The organism is Streptomyces stelliscabiei, assembly GCF_014873495.1.
In the GTDB taxonomy this organism is placed as follows: Bacteria; Actinomycetota; Actinomycetes; order Streptomycetales; family Streptomycetaceae; genus Streptomyces; species Streptomyces bottropensis.
On the sequence record NZ_JADBGF010000001.1, the window covers coordinates 9,203,430 to 9,220,050 of the forward strand.

Below are 16,621 nucleotides of genomic sequence, written 5' to 3' on the forward strand. Positions count from 1 at the left end.
AGCTCGAGGAGCACATCACGAGAGCACGCGATGCATGATCGTGAACAGGCGGAGCAACGTGCTCAGCCGTCCGGATCACAAGATCGTCGACAGAACCCGGATCTTCACGTGGATGGCATCGATGAAGACCACCGGATAGACGGCGTCGAGGGGACGACTCTGCCATTCGGCCATGCCCTCCAGCACCTTGTCGGTGATGGTGGAGATGGTCTGCCGGGAGACCTCGGCGCCATAGACCTCGGCCCGGTGCGCCTGCACCTCGCCGGTGGTCAGCCCCTTCGCGGCCGGCGAGATGACCATCTCGTCGACGCCGGTCAGGCGCTCGACAAGCCTCATCATCCCGGTTCAGGAGGCACTTTCGAGTTTCCGATCAAGGTCCGGACGTCACCGCAAGTGAAACGCGGAGGCTGGGTCGGTTGGACAGTGTCTCTACTCCGGCGGTGAACACCGCACCTTCTGGAAGCTGGGGAGACCGAGGCGGCACATGCTTCGCGGGAACGCTTCATCCCCACGCTTTCTGCGGAAAGTCCTCGCATATCACCTCCCGGGCCGCTCACCCAGCCGCCCAGGATGCGCGAAGCCCATCTGGCCGACTCCAGCACGGGAGTACGCTGCCGGGTCCGACGCTCTCACCCGACCGCCACTCAGTCGCGGATGACTTCGTGGGCCTCCGGCCACGTGCCCGGGCTGTCCGTCTTCGAGTACTCCCGCTGGACGGCGCTCGGGCCGAGCTCACCGCTGCGGCGCGCCTGGCCCGAGTCCGTACGGTTGTGCTGTCCGTCAGTTCGCCAGGCTGACCGAATGCGCCGAGGTGGCACCGATCTCTTGGGCGATCTCGGCAAGGACGTCAGCCGGGACGTGGCTGTCGACGTTCAGGACCACCAGAGCCTCGCCGCCAGGAGCAGCCCGGGAGACCTGCATTCCGGCGATGTTCAGGTCCGCCTCGCCGAGTACGTGACCGATGGTGCCGATGACACCGGGGAGGTCGGTGTAGCGCACGAGAACCAGGTGGTCGGACATCGTCAGGTCGGTGTCGTGATGACCCACCGACACGATTTTCTGCACGTGCTTGGGGCCGACTAGGGTGCCGGAGACCGAGACCTCCTCACCATCTGCGAGTGTTCCGCGGACGGTCATCATGTCGCGGTGGTCCGTGGACTTGGAGCTGGTGGTCACGCGGAGTCCGACGCCGCGCTCCTGCGCGAAGAGTGGGGCGTTCACGTAGGAGACCGTCTCGTCGACGACGTCCTGGAAGACACCCTTGAGCGCGGAGAGTTCGAGGACCTTGACGTCGTGCCGGATGATCTCGCCGTACACTTCGACGTCGAGTCGGATGGCAACCTCCCCCGCCAGGGCGGTGAAGATCCGGCCGAGTTTCTCAGCGAGTGGCAGCCAGGGCCGTACGTCTTCCGCGATGACGCCGCTCTGTACGTTGACCGCGTCGGGGACCGGCTCGCCCGCGAGCGCGAGCCGGACAGAACTGGCGACGGCGATGCCCGCCTTCTCCTGTGCCTCGTCCGTGGAGGCGCCGAGGTGCGGGGTGCACACGACCTGGTCGAACCGGAAGAGCGGCGAGTCCGTGCAGGGCTCGTGCGCGTACACGTCCAGGCCCGCGCCCGCGACCCGGCCCTCCTTCAGCGCGTTGAACAACGCCTGCTCGTCCACAATGCCGCCGCGCGCGGCGTTGACGATCCGGACGTGCGGCTGGACCTTGTGCAGCGCCTCCTCGCCGATCAGGCCCAGCGTCTCGGGGGTCTTGGGCAGGTGCACGGTGATGAAGTCCGAGACCCCGAGCAGCTCGTCCAGTGAGAGCAGCTTGACGCCCATGTGTGCCGCCGACGCCGGCCGTACGTACGGGTCGTAGGCGACGATCTTCATGCCGAAGGCGGACATGCGCTGGGCCACCAGGGCACCGATGCGGCCGAGCCCGACGACGCCGAGAGTCTTCTCGCTCAGCTCCACGCCCGTGTACGTGCCGCGCTTCCACTCGCCGTTCTTCAGGGCCGTGTTCGCCTGCGGGATGTTGCGGGCCGTGGCGATCAGAAGCCCGCAAGCGAGCTCGGCGGCCGTGACGATGTTGGACGTGGGGGCGTTGACCACCATCACGCCGGCCTTGGTCGCGGCGGAGACGTCCACGTTGTCCAGGCCGACACCGGCGCGGGCGACGACCTTCAGTTTCCTGGCCGCGGCGATGGCCGCGGCGTCCACCTTGGTCGCGCTGCGCACGAGGATCGCGTCGGCGTCGGCGATCGCCGGGATGAGTTCGGCTCGGTCAGCGCCGTTGCAGTGCCGGATCTCGAAGTCCGGACCGAGTGCGTCAACGGTGGCGGGCGACAGCTCTTCAGCGATCACTACGGTGGGTTTCGGGCTCACTTGGTCTTCAGTCCTTACCTATTGCTTCGCGGACGGCCGTCTCCGTGGCCGAAGGCGGTGGTGACGTGCGAGGTGGTTCTGCGGGTTCTGGAGGAGTGCGGCCGACAAGGAGATGCGATGCGTGCGTGCCTTGCGCACTGGCCGACTTTCGCGTGATGGCGCGGGTGCGTCCTGACGGCAGGTGAAGTGCGGGCCGGACGGTCGTGGCACGGGCGAGTGTCCGGCCGGTGCCGGTGTCCCCGTGGGCGCACACGCCCAGCCATCGACGTGGGCGTGACCGACCGGAGGGGACGGAAGTCGACTCGTCCGCCCCCTCCGGCACAGGGCGTCGTGTTACGCGTTCGCGGGCTCCGGCTGCGCCTCGCGCACTGGTGGTGCCAGCCGGCCCGTGCGGTGGAGCCCGTAGAGGGCGGCCGCGCACGTCAGGCCGAGTGCCGACAGCGCCACCCACGGCAGCGCGGACATCCCGGCGGCCCGGGCGGCGTCGAGCGCCGCACCTGTCAGCAGGTTTCCGAAGGTGATGCCGATGCCACAGATGGTGTTGTAAAGGCCGTAGTGGGTGGCGACGAGGCGGTTGCCGGAGAGGCGGACGATGGTGTCCATCTCGAAGGGGTACGCGATCATCGTGCCGATCGCGAGGAGCAGCGCGGAGAGTGCCGGCGGCACTGCCGCGAGCAGCCACAGCCCCACCCCGCCGTCCGGTACCGGGACCGCGGTGGCCACCAGCAGCGGAACAAACCCCAGCCCCATGGTCAGCAGCCCCCAGGTCAGTGCGCGGCCCGGTTCCATGCGGGCCTTGCACCAGGCGGTCACCTTGGTCTGGAAGAGGATGGTGCTCAGGCCCGAGACGGCGAACAGCACGGCCACCGCCCCCGTGCCGAAGGTCCCGTCGCCGCCCAGGCGGCGCACCTCAAGCGGCAGTGCGAGATAGACCTGGAACTGCATGACGTAGAAGCCGATCATGGCGACCGAGAACAGCAGGAACGGCCGGTTGGCCACGATGCCCCGCCACTGGGACAGCACGCCCTCCTGGTCCTGGCCGTGCTCGGCGTCGTCGCCCCGGCGGGCGGGCAGGGCCCTGATCTGGACGATGCTCAGCAGAGCGAAGATTCCCGCCGCGACCAGGCACGTGACGCGGAAGCTCACGCCGGTCAGCAGCATGCCCACCAGCGGGCCGAGCAGGATCCCGGCCTGGTAGAAGACGTTGAACAGCGCGAAGGCCTCGACCCGGCGTTCGCCCGCGTCCGCCGCGACATAGGCGCGTACGGCGGGATTGAACAGTGCTCCGGCCAGGCCCGTAGCCGCCGAAGCGGCCAGCAGGGCGGGCACGGACTCCACCAGCCCGAGAGTCGCGAAGCCGATGATGCGCAGCATCAGCCCGGCTATGATCATGGGCTTGTATCCGAGCCGGTCGGCCAGCGTTCCGCCGAGCAGGAACATGCCCTGCTGGCTGAAGTTGCGTACGCCGAGGATCAGCCCGACCAGCCAGCCGGCCAGCCCCACGGGACCTGCCAGATGCGCGGCCAGGTACGGCATCAGCATGTAGAACCCGAGGTTGATGGTGAACTGATTCACCATCAGCAGCTGGACGCTGCGTTCGTAGGAACGAACCTGGGCGATGGTCGTCCTCACCGGTTCCCCTCCGCGAGCACATCGCTGCCGTCAAGCCGTTCGGCGGCGTCGCTGTCCACGGACACGTCGGCTTGCGCGTCGTATGCGTCGAGTGGACCGGCCGTGCCGGACCGCGGTTCCGAGCCCGCCGGCGCGAGCGGGTCGACGACGTTCTCGCACCGCGTCCAGCGGGTGACCTCCTTCTCGTCCAGGCGGCCGATCACCTCCGGTTCGAGTGCGGGAGGGGCGTCGAGCAGTCCGTGAGCCGTGCAGTAGTCGTCGTCGTAGACCGTGCCGAGGTAGCGTTGCGGGCCGTCGGGGAAGATCGCCGCGATCCGGGTGTCCGCGGGCAGCGTGCGGGCCAGCCAGCCGGCGACCATCGCCACCGCGCCGACGCTCCAGCCGCCTGTGGCGTAGTGCGAGGCAGCCAGCTGACGGCAGTTCCACACTGCCTCCGCCGGGGCGACCCAGTGCACCTCGCTGAAGTTGTCGTAGGCGACATTGCGCGGGTAGATGCTGGAGCCCAGGCCCCGCATCAGGCGGGGACGGGCGGGCTGGCCGAAGATCGTCGACCCGATGGTGTCGACGCCGACCAGCTTGAGGTCCGGGTAGAGCTGTTGGAGTACGCGTGAGACTCCGGCGGAGTGTCCGCCTGTTCCCACGCTGCACACCAGCACGTCTATGGGGCCGAGCTCGGTGGCCAGTTCGAGGGCGAGCGGGGTGTAGGCGGTGGTGTTGTCGGGGTTGTTGTACTGGTCCGGGCACCACGAGCCGGGGTGCTGCTGCATCAGCTGGGTGACCCGGTCACGGCGGGCCTGCTGCCAGCCCCCGGTGGGGTGCGGTTCGGAGACGAGATTGACCTGAGCCCCGTACGCGGTCAGCAGCCGGGTCATGGACATCTCCAGACCCGGGTCGGTGACCAGCGTGACGGGGTGCCCGTAGACCATCCCGGCCAGGGCGAGCCCGAGGCCGAGGGTGCCGCTGGTGGACTCGATGATCCTTCCACCCGGCTGGAGCTCGCCGCGGGCGCGGGCGCGCTCGACCATGTGCAGGCCCGGACGGTCCTTGATGCCGCCGGGGTTGAAGCCTTCCAGCTTCGCCCAGAAGCCGCGGTCCGGCTCGGTGAAGGGCTGGGAGACATGGAGGAGCGGGGTGTTGCCGACAAGCCCCCGTAGGGCGGAGCCGGAGCCGGTGGGAGTGAGGTCACTCTTGGTCATGGAGTGCATGTTCTCTTCGCTCTCGAATCGGTAGGGATGCGTGCGGATGCTCATCTCGCGCGACGGGTTGAGCCGCGCGGCGGGGCGACGAAAGGCGGCCCGTGGGTGGCTCCTATATGCGCCACCTGCAGATGGCCGTGAGAGCGGTCCGACCGCCGCTCGGCAGCGGTCTTCGGACGGCGCCAGGGAGTGGGCGCACGGAAGCCGCTGTGTCGTCCGTCAGCGACAGCACGGCGAGTGCGCGCGGTGGGACCCGAGGAGACGACTGCGGGTGGAAGGCCTTCCCGTGGCAGGGGTCGAGGCATCGATCGGGGGGCTCGGACGGGTCAAGGGTCTCGCCGTCGGAGCTCTCCGCAGGCAGCGGGGCCTCAGTCGACGCAGCGGCTGAACGAGCGTACGACTCCAGTGCATCGCGGTGATCGCCTGGGCACGTCAGCAGTACGAACGGCAGTACGAACAGCAGAGCGTACAGCGTGCTCCGGGCGAGTCGGCTCCTCCGGAGTGGACGTACGCATGGGACATCGGCATGTAAAAGGGCAGGGGTGGGCGGCACAGTTCCTCCGCGCGGCGGTCACTGCCCGTGCGGGATTTATCCCGGTCTGGGCAGCAATCGGTGAGGGGTGGGGAAGAGAGCCGTCGACCGTCTCCGCGCCACGCTGTGGGGCGGTGCGCGCAGGAGGTCAGACGCCATGGACCGGTCGCCGGGCGGAGGCGTGACACGGCCTTGGGCCGAGTCCAGAAGTCCCGGGAAGGGGCGACCGGTTCGGAACGCGCTGACCTAGATGCGAAGAACCGCGGAGTCCGCCGCCTGCGTTCTTGGAGCCGCGGAATCGCGTGCCGCGGTGGCGAGCCGGGCGGGCGCGGAGCCGGGCGCCTCGTCGCCGCTCTCAGAACTCAGCGGAGACAGGCAGGGCACAGCCACAGCGGGGCCTTGGGAGGGCTGCCCGACCGCACAGGTTTCACCTGCGTGTGGCTGTCCGTGGCTGTCGTTATGGCCTTCCGGCCCCCCTGCCGACTGTCGCGACGTGGCACTCGCAACGATTTCGTGTTCGGCAGTTGGCTCGAAATGCTCGCCCGAGGCCACGACGCCCTTCTCGGAGGCGAGGTGACTCACCGTCGTGTCAGGGCTGACGGCATGCGTATACAGCAGGCCGAAGAGGAACAGACCCAGCCCCAGCACGCGCACCAGAGCCGCTGATGAGCGGCTCCTCCGCATGAGGGAAGGAGACCAGGTCGTAATCATGTCGTGATCCTAACCTGATCGCCGAGCCCCGGCGCGCCACCTCGGAAGAACAACGCGTGAACCCAGCCACATGACAGCATCGGAGGCACCAACTACTCCGAAAGGCCGAGGACTTCAGCGTTCGCGAACGCCTTGGTCCGCTCTGCACGACCGCCTCGAAGAACGGGGAACGGTGCGGCCGGGCTGCAGTCCTCACCGCCCGGCCGCACCACTTCGGTTGCCGGTCAGCTCTTGCCGAGCATCTCGTTCATCTGCTCGATCTCCGCCGTCTGGGCCGTGATGACGTCGTCCGCGAGCTTGGTCGCGGGGCCGTACTTGCCGTCGGCCTTCTCGGTCTTGGCCATCTCCTCCGGCTACCACGCACCGCGCCCACGCCTGCCGACGAACTACCAGTTGGCGCCCCCACGGCCCCCGACCCTGGCGGTGCGTCGGCGCACTGATGGACACAGCGGCCGGGCTGGGACCTCCACCGCGCAGAGCGCCCTCCAGCGCTTCGTGATGGTCCTGGGCTGCGTCCATGCTTAACGACTCGGACCTCCGCCGTCTGCTGTTCACGGACCTGACGACGAAGCCCTGTACACGATCAGCTTCTACGAACACGAGCCCCGGCTAGTGCGGCTCAATGCTCCCGGCGGTACCGAGCCGCAGGTTCCAGCGGCCGGACCGGCCGGAGAGCTGCAGGGCGGACAGCGGCGGAACGTCGACGCGCCAGAACGACTGCTCAGGCGCACCCATCGCCTGCAGCACTGCTGCACGCACCACTGCCTGTTCGACCACGGCCGATACCCGGCCCGAATCCGGGGGCAGCTCTTCCAGCCAGGCGGCGATCCGGCGGCACAGTTGCGCCACGGACTCGCCACCGTGCGGGGCCGCCTCCGGATCCGACATCCATACGGCGAGCCCGGCCCCATCACTGCACGCGACCTCGTCCAGGGTCCGGCCCTGCCAACTGCCCATGTCCATGTCCCGCAGGACCGGCTCCGCAGCGACGGCGTCCCATCCCAGAGCCTGCACCGTCTGACGGCACCGCTGCGAAGGCGCCATGAGACAGACGGTGGCCGCCGGAAGCGATCTGGCGACCCTTCGTGCCTCCCCAAGTGCCCGCTCGTCCAACGGCGTGTCCCCGCCGAAACGCACGTCACGCTCCGCAGGTGCTGCTGCGCACAGCAGCGTAAGCCGGATGGTCATGACGGGCCCTCTCCTCAAGGTCGGTTCATCGTAGGTGGCGTACGCCATGTTGGCCGAAGGCCCTCTTGCCCCTACCATCTGGGGCGACAAGGACGACGGCGAGAAGGAAGTCCGGTGCAAGCCCGGCACGGTCGCGCCACTGTGTGCCACCCCGCCAGCCAGGCGAGGGTGGTGAGTCAGACCCAACGCTGTCGTCGAGTGCTCCACACGATGCGGGACGCGTAGTTCCCGAGGAGGTCTCGCCATGGCGCAGTCCACTGCCGCCCCCACCCCCACCACCCAGACCCTCACGCCGCTTCCGCTGCGGGCGATCGCCCCCTGGGCCGTCTTCTTCGGCGTTCTGATGCTGGTCCTGCTGTACTTCGTCGGCGCCGAGCAGGGCGCTACGGCCGTGGTCTCCGGTGAGGGAGTGCACGAGTGGGTGCACGACGCCCGCCACCTCCTCGGCTTCCCCTGCCACTGACGGAGTCCTCCATCATGAACTCCGTCACCGTACGCACCTTGTTGGTGCGCGGCATGCTCGCCGGCCTCGCCGCCGGCGTGCTCGCCTTCGTCTTCGCCTTCCTGATCGGGGAAGGCCCGGTGGACGCGGCCATCGCGTTCGAACAGGCCAACTCCCATGAACACGGCGGCGAGGAACTCGTCAGCCGCACCCTGCAGTCAACCGCCGGTCTCGCCACCGGCGTCCTCGTCTTCGGCGTCGCCATCGGCGGCATCGCGGCACTCGCGTTCTGCTTCGCACTGGGCCGCATCGGCCGGTTCGGCGCCCGGGCGACGGCGGCACTCACCGCACTCGCCGGGTTCCTGCTCGTCTACCTGGTACCGATCCTGAAGTACCCGGCCAATCCGCCCGCCGTCGGCAACCCGGACACCATCGGCAAGCGCACCCTCCTGTTCGTGCTGATGATCGCGCTGAGTGTGCTGCTGGGCATAGCGGCGGTCCTCCTGGGCCGCAGGCTCGCCCCGGCGTGGGGCAACTGGAACGCCTCCATCACGGCCGGCGTCGCCTTCGTCGCGGTCATGGCGGTCGCGATGGCCGTCCTGCCGCACGGGGACAACACCCCGAAGGGCTTCCCGGCGACCGACCTGTGGGAGTTCCGTCTGGCCTCGATCGGCATCCAGGCCGTGCTGTGGGCCGGCTTCGGGCTGCTGTTCGGCTTCCTGGCCGAACGCGTCCTCGAGCCGCAGCCGGTCCGCGGCAAGCTCTCCGCGTCGGCCGCCTGACCAGGAAACCCTACGGCGGGGCCATCGGGGGCGCGCCCGGTGGCAACCGCCGTAGCTGTGTGCGTGCGGGTGCGAGTAGTTGCGGTACAGAAAGTGCCGCTGAGGTTGATCTTGCTGGAGCGTGCCCGGGTCGGGGGTGAGCTGGAAAGGCCCGCAGGTTCTTCAGGTCGTGTGCCAGGGCGCATCCGACCTGGTGGCCCGGGCGTTTAGGGCGAGGCGGAGGGCGTACGCCGGTCGTTCGCCGGGGACGGGGCCGAGGTAGTGGTGTCCGGTCATGTGGCACCAGGCGGACAGGTCGAGTGGGGCGGCCGGGTCGGTGGCGATGACGTGGACGAGCGTGCCGGCCTCGGCGCCCTGGACGGCTGCGCGGAGGTGGAGCAGGGCGACGCACAGCAGGCCGGTGCCGTCCACCGTGATGGCCGGATCGGGTATGGGGGCGGTCTTCATCGCGGCAGGGTCTGCGTGACGCGCCAGAGGCGGCGGGGCAGTTCCCCTTCTTCGAAGGCATGGACCTCGTCGAGGGTCCAGCCGTCGGCGAGGGTGTCGACCAGGTGTCGGGGGAAGAAGTGCACGGCGAAGCCGCCGTGTTCGTACGAGCGCCGACTACTCCTACATGGAACCCTGGACACGGCTCATCAGGCGTGTCACGGGTGAAGGGAAAACCGTCCGACGCGTCCGCGTCGTCACAGAGCCGCACACCCCCTACATCCAGTGGGAGCACACCACCACCGCCCTGGACGAGGAGGCCGGCGAGGAGATCCGCTGGCTGCCCCGGCACCGCCTGCCGGAGAGCATCACCTTCCCCGTGGGAGGCAACGACTGGTGGCTGTACGACGACCGCCTGCTCGCCGTGGGCCACTTCGGCCCCGACGGCAGGGTGCTCGGGTCGGAACTGATCGAGGACCCGGACACCGTGGCCGAGTGCGTACGCCTACGGGACCTGCTGTGGTCCGCCGCCATCCCGCACCCCGAGTACAAGCCCTGACCGACCCAAGAGCACCCAAGTAGAAGAGGCACTGCAAGCGCTCGGTGCCCGGCTGCGCGGCTTCCGCAAGGACGCCGGATTCGCCAGCGGCCGGGCATTCGCGCGCGCCACCTCGTGGCAGGAGTCGAAGGTCTCCCGCATCGAGAACGGCAAGCAGCGCCCCAGCGAGGACGACATCCGCGTCTGGTGCGAGACGACCGGCCAGGGCGATCAACTGGGCGACCTGGTCGCGATCGTCCGCCATGTCGACGAACTGTGGCTCGAATGGCGTCGGCAACTCCAGACCGGCGTCGAGAAACGACAGCGCCAAGCCATCCCGGTGTATGCCAAGACCAAGGTCTTCCGCATCTGGCACCCCACACTCATCTGGGGAACCCTCCAGACCGCGGACTACGCAGCCGAGGTCTTCCAACAGGGCGTCAGCTACTACGAGATACCCAACGACATCGATGCGGCCGTGGCGAAGCGCCTCGAACGCCAGCAGTACCTGTACCAGGGTGAACGCATCTTCAACGTCCTCCTCGGCGAACAGGCCCTCTACACCAACTTCGGCGGCCCAGAAGTGATGAAGGGACAGCTCGACCGCCTCCTGGCGGTGATGCGGCTTCCCCGCCTCAGCCTGGGCATCGTCCCCAAGTCCGCCCCGACCCTCATCTGGCCGGGCAACGCGTTCTCGATGTTCGACAGCCGACTCGTCCTCGTCGAGACCTACTCGGCGGAGTTCTCCGTCTCCCAGCCCCGAGAAATCGAGCTGTACACCAAGGCGTTCGCCCTCCTGAAGCAGTCAGCGGTCTACGGCACCGCCGTCCGAGAACTCATCTCCACGGCGATCCAGCACTACGACCAGATCCCGAACGACTAGGAGAGCGCACCGTGCAGCCGATGACCCCGAACTGGCGAACCAGCTCCTACACAGAAACGCAGAACTGCGTCGAAGTAGCAGACAACGACCCGACCACAGTGATGATCCGGGACACCAAGACACGCGGCCGGGGAATGATCGAAGTGCAACGGGCCACGTGGACGGCTTTCGTGGAGCACACCACCCGGGCGCACGCCGCTTCAGCGAGACGCTTCACGGATTGCCGCCTCGACGGAGATCGCCACGGGCCTCGAACCGGAACGCGGAGCTGATTCGCCCACGGCAGACGAGAATGAGCCCCAAGAGACTGGAACCTGCTCCGGGATCATGTCAACTTACAACATCCCGCAAAACACCAGTCAGTGGAGGGACGGGCTCTCGTCAGCAGGGAGGCCGACCGTGACGGCAGCCAGCCAGTGTCTCACTGGACCGGGATCTTGGACGTGGTCCGGCTGGGGCCCGCCGACCACGCGACCGCGGTCACCGCCGCCCAGCTGAGGGCCGTGGCGGAACGGTTCGTCGCGGTCGGCCAGTGGCAGCCCGGGGCGCCGGACATCACGATCGTCATGGACGCCGGCTACGACGTCACCCGCCTGGCCTGGATGCTGCGGAATCTTCCCGTCGAGTCGGTCGGCCGGATCCGCGGAGACCGGGTGATGCGTCTGCCGAAGCCGCCCCGCGTCTACGACCCCAAAGGCGGGCGCCCACCCAAGCACGGGCCGGAGTTCCGCTTCACCAAGCCCGAGACGTGGCGCGCCCCCTCCGTGACCACGGCTACCGGCACCACCAACTACGGCAAGGCCGAAGCCCAGGCGAGGGACCGGGTCCACCCAAGGCTGACCCGCCGCTCGGCCTGGCTGGAGCACGACGGTGAACTCCCCATCGTCGAGGGCACCTTGGTCGGCCTCACAGTCAGATCCTCGGCTTCGTGCCGTACGAGTCGATCGACCCGGTCCGGATCGGCGTCGGCTACTTCCTGGAGGCCGACGGCAAGGTCGCCGAGAAGCCGTACGTCCTACTGCGCCGGGCACTGGAGCGCAGCGGCAAGGCGGGCGTGGCCAAGTTCGCCTGGCACGGCCGGGAGCGGCTGGGGCTGCTGCGTACGGGCGGAGACCACTTGTTCCTTACGCGCGGTATTCCCTGTGTCCAAGGGTGACGAGAGGATCGGGTGGTTGCCTCATGGGGTGTGTTGTTGGTTGTCGTGTAGCAGGTGGTTGAGTGTTTCCGGGTTGAGCAGGAGTCCGCCGAGGACGAATGCGGCTCCTGCCGAGGCGAGTTCGTCGGGGTCGTCGCCGGTGTGTCCGGCGGCGTAGTCGATGTGGGAGAGGGTGACTCCGGCAACCATGGCCTGGCCGAGAGCGGGGCTGATGGGGCGGAACTCTCCGTTGCGGATTCCTTGTTCGATGATGCTGCGCAGGGCGGTGTAGAGGGCTTCGAGCTTGGCGTTCCAGGGGGCCAGGTCAGGGTCCTGGAGTACGTCGTGGGCGTAGATCCCGGACAGCGCGAAGGGCAGCCGGTGCAGGGTGGTGAGGTCCCAGAGGACGTAGTCGTACAGCCTCCGCGCCACCGGGCCCGGCGCGCTCGCCGCGTGCTGGGCCCGGGCGAGGGAGTCGTCGAGGCTGATCGCCAGCAGCTCTTCCAGGATGGCCTGCTTGTTCGGGAAGTGGTGGAACAGGGAGGGCTGCTTGACGCCCACCGCCTCGGCGATCTGGCGGGTGGAGGTGCCGCGGTAGCCGTGGCGGCGGAACAACGACGCGGCCTCCGCGAGGATGCGTCGGCGCGTGCTGTTGGTGATCTTGTCGGTGCGCGGCATCCAGTCAGCGTAGCCCGGTGTCCTGGACCGACCACCGGAGCAGGTCGGGCCGGTCGTAGTGGCCGGTGACATCGAGGTCGTGCTTGTAGGCGACGGTGTCGCTGAGGTCGATGTCCGCCACGATCATGGCCGGGCCGAGCACCGGCTCGGTGCGCCATTCACCGTCCGGACCCACCACTCCTGAGCCGCCGGGGAAGAACGCCTCGCTGTCGGCGTCCGCGCCGACCCCGCGGGCGTACGCTTCCCTGATCTCTTCCGGTACGTCGGTCACCGGCAGCCAGGTCGCGGCACTGACCACGAAACAGCGGCCCTCGAAGGCGTACGAGCGGGATGCCAGCCGGTGGGCCTCGGGCATGTCGGGCCACAGGGCCACATGGATCTGCTCGTCACTGTGATGCAGCGCGTGGCGGGCGATGGGGTGCCAGTGTTCCCAGCAGACCAGACTGCCGACCCGGCCGGCCGAGGTGTCGTACGCGCGTAGGCCGTGGGCGTCGCCCGGGGTCCATACCAGGCGTTCGGTGTGAGTGGGGAGCAGTTTGCGGTGCACGCCCAGGAGTTCGCCGTCGGCACCGATGGTGGCGGCGCTGTTGTACAGGGTGGCCGAGTGAGGTCTGGCGCGTTCGTTGAAGCCGATGACCACGTTGATGCCGTGGGTGGCCGCGGCCTGGCGCAGGGCACGCATGTGGTCGCCGTCGGCGGTGGCACTGGCCGTGACCAGCCGCTGGAACCAGTGGCGGGCCTCGGCGTCGTTCCAGCCCGCGAGCCCGAACACCCAGGCCGGGTAGCCGCCGAGCCAGGTTTCCGGGAAGACGGCCAGGTCCGCGTCGAGTGCCGCTGCTTCGGCGATGTGCCGTACGGCTGCCTCGGTGCCGGCGTCGAGGTCCAGAAGGTGCGGGGGCTGCTGGACGACACAGATACGAGTCATGGGAAGTGGCTCCTTACCAGCCGGCGATGGCGCGCACCGCTACCCAGGTCCAGGCGGCGGCGAAAGCGGTGAGACAACTGAGGTCGAGGTGGGAGACCCAGCGGTTGCGCTGGGGGAAGTCCGGCCACCAGGCGAGCGCGCCGGTGGAGAGCGCGGTGTAGTAGCCGGACACCAACAGCGCGGTGGAGGTGACGGGGCCGGCGGTGATCAGCGCGTCGGCGGCTATGAGCACGGCGCCGATGATCAGGGCGTCGACATGGCCCTGCCGCAGTCGCGGCCACTCCTTGATGCGGGCCCAGCCCTTGGGCTTGCCGAGCGAGACATACAGGAGGAGCCCCGACCAACCGCCGATGACGAGCAGGATCAGGCCGCCTGCGCCGAGGATGCCGATGTCTTTCACGACGTCTTTCCCGTCCCCGCGCCGAGGTGCGGGCGGGCGATCACCAGGTAGAGGCCGGCAAGGCCGGCGAGAGCCGCGAAGACCCAGACGACCGCCCAGACCTGCCAGACCGGTGCGCCGGGCGGGGCAAGGATGGTGCGGGGCCAGGCGATGTTGACGGTCTCGAACGCGAGCCAACAGAAGGCCAGCACGTTGACGACCATGCCCTTGCGGCCGAGCCGCAGGGTTCCGCCTGGCTGCCAGCGCCCGGTGAGCCGGGCGAACAGGGCCGCGGCGACCACGAGGAGGAAGGTGATGTACAGCCCGCCCGTGCCGAATGTGATCATGGTGCCGATCGCGCCGTCGTTCAGGCCGAGCGGAAGCCCGGCCGCGGCGGCCGCGCTGGTGACCGCCATCGCGACCAGCGGCACCCGGCCACGGCCGGTGACCGCGGCGAGTTTCTTCGACGCGGGCAACATGCCGTCCCGGGCCAGACCGAAGGTGACGCGGCCCAGATATGCCTGCATGGACACCAGGCAGGCGAGGAACGTCACCACGACGACGGCCAGGAACGGCTTCTGCGACCAGGAGCCGAACGAGCCGATGACCGTCGGTGTGACGGGGTCGACCACCTCACCGTGTACGACGGCCGCCAGATCCTTGGTGGCGAGCGTGACCGCGACGGCGACCAGCACGACCGCGCCGCCGACGACCGCGGTGGCCCTGACGATGGCGCGCGGTACGTTGGCGCTGGCGCCCTTGGTCTCCTCGGCGACCGAGGCACTGGAGTCGAAGCCGACGAACGCCCATCCGCAGACGGCGAGCGTGGCCAGCAGCGCCCCGCCGGTGGAATTCCCCGAGGACGCCGGGGCCCCGAGCGTCTCGAACAGCACGGAGAAGTCGTGCACCCGGAAGAAGAGCAGCAGGGCAAGCCCGACGACGATGGAACCGACGATCTCCGCCCCGAGGCCCGCGATCACGACGACACGCATGATCTTCACGCCTGACCCGTTGAGGGCCAGAGCGAGGACCAGCAGGCCGGCCGAGATGAGGCAGCGGGTCATTCCGTGCGGCTCGCTACCGGTGAAGAGCAGGCCCAGCCAGGGCGCCGCGAGATACGCCACCGTGGTGAGCGCGGCGGTCACCGCCGAGATGTAGACGATGCCGGTGAACCAGGCCGCACGCGGCCCGACCAGTCGCCGCACCCACTGGTACGGCCCGCCGGCCACCGGAAACTCCGAGGCCAGTTCCGCGTACACGACGGCCACGAGCAACTGTGCGACGAGGCTGGCGAGCAGCATCCACAGCCATGCGGGACCGCTCAGCACAGAGCCGAGCGAAAAGATCGCGTAGAGCCCGACGACGGGCGCGACGGTCGTCACGCCCACGGAGAAGGTGGACCAGATACCCAGTCCCCGACGCAACTGCTGCCGGTAACCGAGCTCCTCCAGTCGGGTGTCGTTCTGACCGTCTTGTCCTGTCATTGGCTAATCTCCCTATCGATCGATAGGGAGACTATGGGGGCGACAGGTCACCTTGTCAACGGCCCTGCTCCGCGCTCCCCGACGGCGCCGCCGGAGCCCCGGCCAGAAACGGGGAAACAGAGCACCGACAGGCACTGTCACGTCGGCTGACCGGTGGGATGATCTCCTGGTTGATCAGGCTGGGAGGGGCGTCCTTGGGGAGCGCGTCGCTGTCGTACGAGGGTCACCGGTACCCGGTCGAGGTCATCTCCCACTGCGTGTGGCTGTACCACCGCTTCCCGCTGTCCTTCCGCGAGGTCGAGGAACCCATGCTCGAGCGCGGCGTGACCGTCTCCTACGAGACACGGTGCGCCGCTGGTGCGCCAAGTATTGGATCGGGCGGTCCCAGGAGGAGATCGAACAAGCGCGCCGGGACTGGATGGAAGGGTCGCGGTTCGGGGAGGTGAAGGGGTACGACGGTGCTCCACTGCCCGCCCCGCAGCTGCCGGCGGTGCCCTTGAATCCGCGGGGAAGGGCCCGTTGACCTGCGAAATTGCTGACACGTCGGTGACGGGCGAGCGACCCGGCTCGGGGTGCCGCGGACAGCGTTTCGTCCGGTCTCGGGAGGGCGGCTCGGAGGTCCTGACAGAGGCGTTGGACGTGGCGGTGGGTGATCAGGCAGGCGGCGAGGCCGAGGAGCGCTTCGTGGATGTCGTCGCGTCGTTCCCAGCGGATGCGCAGTCGGCGGAAGCCGTGCAGCCAGTCGATCGTCCGCTCGACCACGTCACGGAAGATGCCCAGGCCAAAGCCGTGTGGCTGGCCTCGTTCGGCGATGACCGGGCGGATGCCGCGGGCCCGGAGCAGTCGGCGGTATGTGTCGTGGTCGTAGCCGCGGTCGGCCAGGAGCGCGTCGGGTCTGCGCCGGCGGCGGCCGACCAGACCGGACATGGCGGGGACTGTGTCGAGCAGGGGCAGGAGCTGGGTGATGCCGTTGCGGTTTCCGCCGGTCAGGGACACCGCGAGCGGGATGCCCTGTCCGTAGGTGAGGACGTGGTGCTTGCTGCCCGGCCGTGCGCGGTCGACCGGGCTGGGTCCGCTTTCGGGCCGCGCCGGGCCGCCCTGACGTAGGAGGAGTCGATCACTGCGCGTGACCGCCCCGCCTGACGGAGGGGGAGGCCCGGTGAACCTGGCACTCGCAACGCCCCGACACGGGGCAGGGGAAGACACGGTCACCCCTGGGCTCATGGGTGCCGTCCAGCCGGAGTTCCTGCGGCAGGCCCAAGAGCATGCGATCCGCCGTTGTGTGAAGACCGCGTGATGCGGCAGCCGCGCATCGCA

Annotated in this window: 16 protein-coding genes and 8 pseudogenes; 10 read left to right on the forward strand and 14 right to left on the reverse strand. The window is 68.8% G+C overall.

All coding sequences use genetic code 11. The features are described 5' to 3' along the window. Window positions 1-96 precede the first annotated feature (96 nt). From H4687_RS40165 to H4687_RS40190, 7 genes and pseudogenes are all read right to left on the reverse strand, one after another. Window positions 97-321: pseudogene (locus H4687_RS40165) on the reverse strand (transposase); the annotation flags it as partial. A 459-nt stretch (window positions 322-780) separates the two neighbouring features. Further along, window positions 781-2,373, reverse strand: coding sequence for a phosphoglycerate dehydrogenase (gene serA, locus H4687_RS40170; protein ID WP_046916553.1), 1,593 nt, complete (start codon window positions 2,371-2,373; stop codon window positions 781-783). A gap of 333 nt (window positions 2,374-2,706) precedes the next feature. Beyond that, window positions 2,707-4,005, reverse strand: a complete 1,299-nt coding sequence (locus tag H4687_RS40175) for an MDR family MFS transporter (protein WP_046916554.1) — start codon at window positions 4,003-4,005, stop codon at window positions 2,707-2,709. After that, a complete protein-coding gene (locus H4687_RS40180; protein WP_046916571.1) occupies window positions 4,002-5,210 on the reverse strand; it encodes a PLP-dependent cysteine synthase family protein in 1,209 nt (402 codons plus the stop codon). Before H4687_RS40180 ends, H4687_RS40175 begins: the two co-directional genes overlap by 4 nt. Window positions 5,211-5,979: 769 nt before the next feature. Beyond that, window positions 5,980-6,444, reverse strand: a complete 465-nt coding sequence (locus H4687_RS48570) for a DUF6153 family protein (protein WP_404819301.1) — start codon at window positions 6,442-6,444, stop codon at window positions 5,980-5,982. 224 nt (window positions 6,445-6,668) lie between these two features. Next, a pseudogene (locus H4687_RS40185) lies at window positions 6,669-6,791 on the reverse strand (DUF305 domain-containing protein); the annotation flags it as partial. 262 nt (window positions 6,792-7,053) lie between these two features. After that, a complete protein-coding gene (locus tag H4687_RS40190; protein ID WP_318787726.1) occupies window positions 7,054-7,878 on the reverse strand; it encodes a histidine phosphatase family protein in 825 nt (274 codons plus the stop codon). Between H4687_RS40190 and H4687_RS40195 the strand changes: the two genes are divergently transcribed. Together H4687_RS40195 and H4687_RS40200 are read left to right on the forward strand one after the other, a co-directional pair. Next, on the forward strand, window positions 7,877-8,095 hold the full coding sequence (locus H4687_RS40195) for a CbtB domain-containing protein (RefSeq protein WP_046916555.1): 219 nt from the start codon (window positions 7,877-7,879) through the stop codon (window positions 8,093-8,095). The genes H4687_RS40190 and H4687_RS40195 overlap by 2 nt on opposite strands. A 14-nt stretch (window positions 8,096-8,109) precedes the next feature. Then, the gene (locus tag H4687_RS40200; RefSeq protein ID WP_046916556.1) at window positions 8,110-8,856 is read left to right on the forward strand and encodes a CbtA family protein; all 747 of its coding nucleotides are present in this window, start codon (window positions 8,110-8,112) and stop codon (window positions 8,854-8,856) included. Window positions 8,857-9,018: 162 nt separating this feature from the next. Here the strand turns inward: H4687_RS40200 and H4687_RS40205 are convergent, their stop codons facing one another. Together H4687_RS40205 and H4687_RS47735 are read right to left on the reverse strand one after the other, a co-directional pair. Further along, window positions 9,019-9,303 (reverse strand): sulfurtransferase TusA family protein, encoded by a 285-nt coding sequence (locus tag H4687_RS40205; protein WP_046916557.1) that lies wholly within the window; start codon window positions 9,301-9,303, stop codon window positions 9,019-9,021. Continuing rightward, on the reverse strand, window positions 9,300-9,428 hold the full coding sequence (locus tag H4687_RS47735) for a hypothetical protein (RefSeq protein WP_257034304.1): 129 nt from the start codon (window positions 9,426-9,428) through the stop codon (window positions 9,300-9,302). Before H4687_RS47735 ends, H4687_RS40205 begins: the two co-directional genes overlap by 4 nt. 41 nt (window positions 9,429-9,469) lie before the next feature. On the opposite strand from H4687_RS47735, the gene H4687_RS40215 reads away from it, so the two are divergent. From H4687_RS40215 to H4687_RS40235, 6 genes and pseudogenes are all read left to right on the forward strand, one after another. Continuing rightward, a complete protein-coding gene (locus H4687_RS40215) occupies window positions 9,470-9,841 on the forward strand; it encodes a DUF6879 family protein (RefSeq protein ID WP_225966959.1) in 372 nt (123 codons plus the stop codon). Between the two features lie 31 nt (window positions 9,842-9,872). After that, window positions 9,873-10,040 (forward strand): annotated as a pseudogene (locus H4687_RS48275) (helix-turn-helix domain-containing protein); the annotation flags it as partial. A gap of 120 nt (window positions 10,041-10,160) precedes the next feature. Further along, window positions 10,161-10,703, forward strand: coding sequence for a DUF5753 domain-containing protein (locus H4687_RS40220; protein WP_233443481.1), 543 nt, complete (start codon window positions 10,161-10,163; stop codon window positions 10,701-10,703). A 20-nt stretch (window positions 10,704-10,723) separates the two neighbouring features. Continuing rightward, entirely contained in the window at window positions 10,724-10,975 is a 252-nt protein-coding gene (locus H4687_RS40225) for a DUF397 domain-containing protein (protein ID WP_225966960.1), read from the forward strand. 171 nt (window positions 10,976-11,146) lie between these two features. Continuing rightward, window positions 11,147-11,476, forward strand: a pseudogene (locus H4687_RS47740) (transposase); the annotation flags it as partial. A gap of 140 nt (window positions 11,477-11,616) precedes the next feature. Further along, window positions 11,617-11,805 (forward strand): annotated as a pseudogene (locus H4687_RS40235) (Ku protein); the annotation flags it as partial. 75 nt (window positions 11,806-11,880) lie between these two features. Here the strand turns inward: H4687_RS40235 and H4687_RS40240 are convergent. Genes H4687_RS40240 through H4687_RS40255 form a run of 4 tightly spaced genes read right to left on the reverse strand, consistent with a single transcriptional unit; the run spans window position 11,881 to window position 15,304 of the window. Continuing rightward, a complete protein-coding gene (locus H4687_RS40240) occupies window positions 11,881-12,516 on the reverse strand; it encodes a TetR/AcrR family transcriptional regulator (protein ID WP_050398612.1) in 636 nt (211 codons plus the stop codon). Between the two features lie 4 nt (window positions 12,517-12,520). Then, window positions 12,521-13,441, reverse strand: a complete 921-nt coding sequence (locus H4687_RS40245; protein WP_046916560.1) for a carbon-nitrogen hydrolase family protein — start codon at window positions 13,439-13,441, stop codon at window positions 12,521-12,523. 13 nt (window positions 13,442-13,454) lie between these two features. Then, on the reverse strand, window positions 13,455-13,841 hold the full coding sequence (locus tag H4687_RS40250) for a hypothetical protein (protein ID WP_046916561.1): 387 nt from the start codon (window positions 13,839-13,841) through the stop codon (window positions 13,455-13,457). Further along, complete coding sequence (locus H4687_RS40255) at window positions 13,838-15,304, reverse strand: APC family permease (protein ID WP_046916562.1); 1,467 nt, start codon at window positions 15,302-15,304, stop codon at window positions 13,838-13,840. The genes H4687_RS40250 and H4687_RS40255 overlap by 4 nt, the downstream gene beginning before the upstream one ends. 158 nt (window positions 15,305-15,462) lie before the next feature. Between H4687_RS40255 and H4687_RS46990 the strand changes: the two are divergent. Then, window positions 15,463-15,674: pseudogene (locus tag H4687_RS46990) on the forward strand (hypothetical protein); the annotation flags it as partial. Then, window positions 15,675-15,827 (forward strand): annotated as a pseudogene (locus H4687_RS46995) (pirin family protein); the annotation flags it as partial. A 110-nt stretch (window positions 15,828-15,937) separates the two neighbouring features. On the opposite strand, the pseudogene H4687_RS40260 reads toward H4687_RS46995, so the two are convergent. Further along, window positions 15,938-16,452, reverse strand: a pseudogene (locus H4687_RS40260) (IS5 family transposase); the annotation flags it as partial. Window positions 16,453-16,621 lie beyond the last annotated feature (169 nt).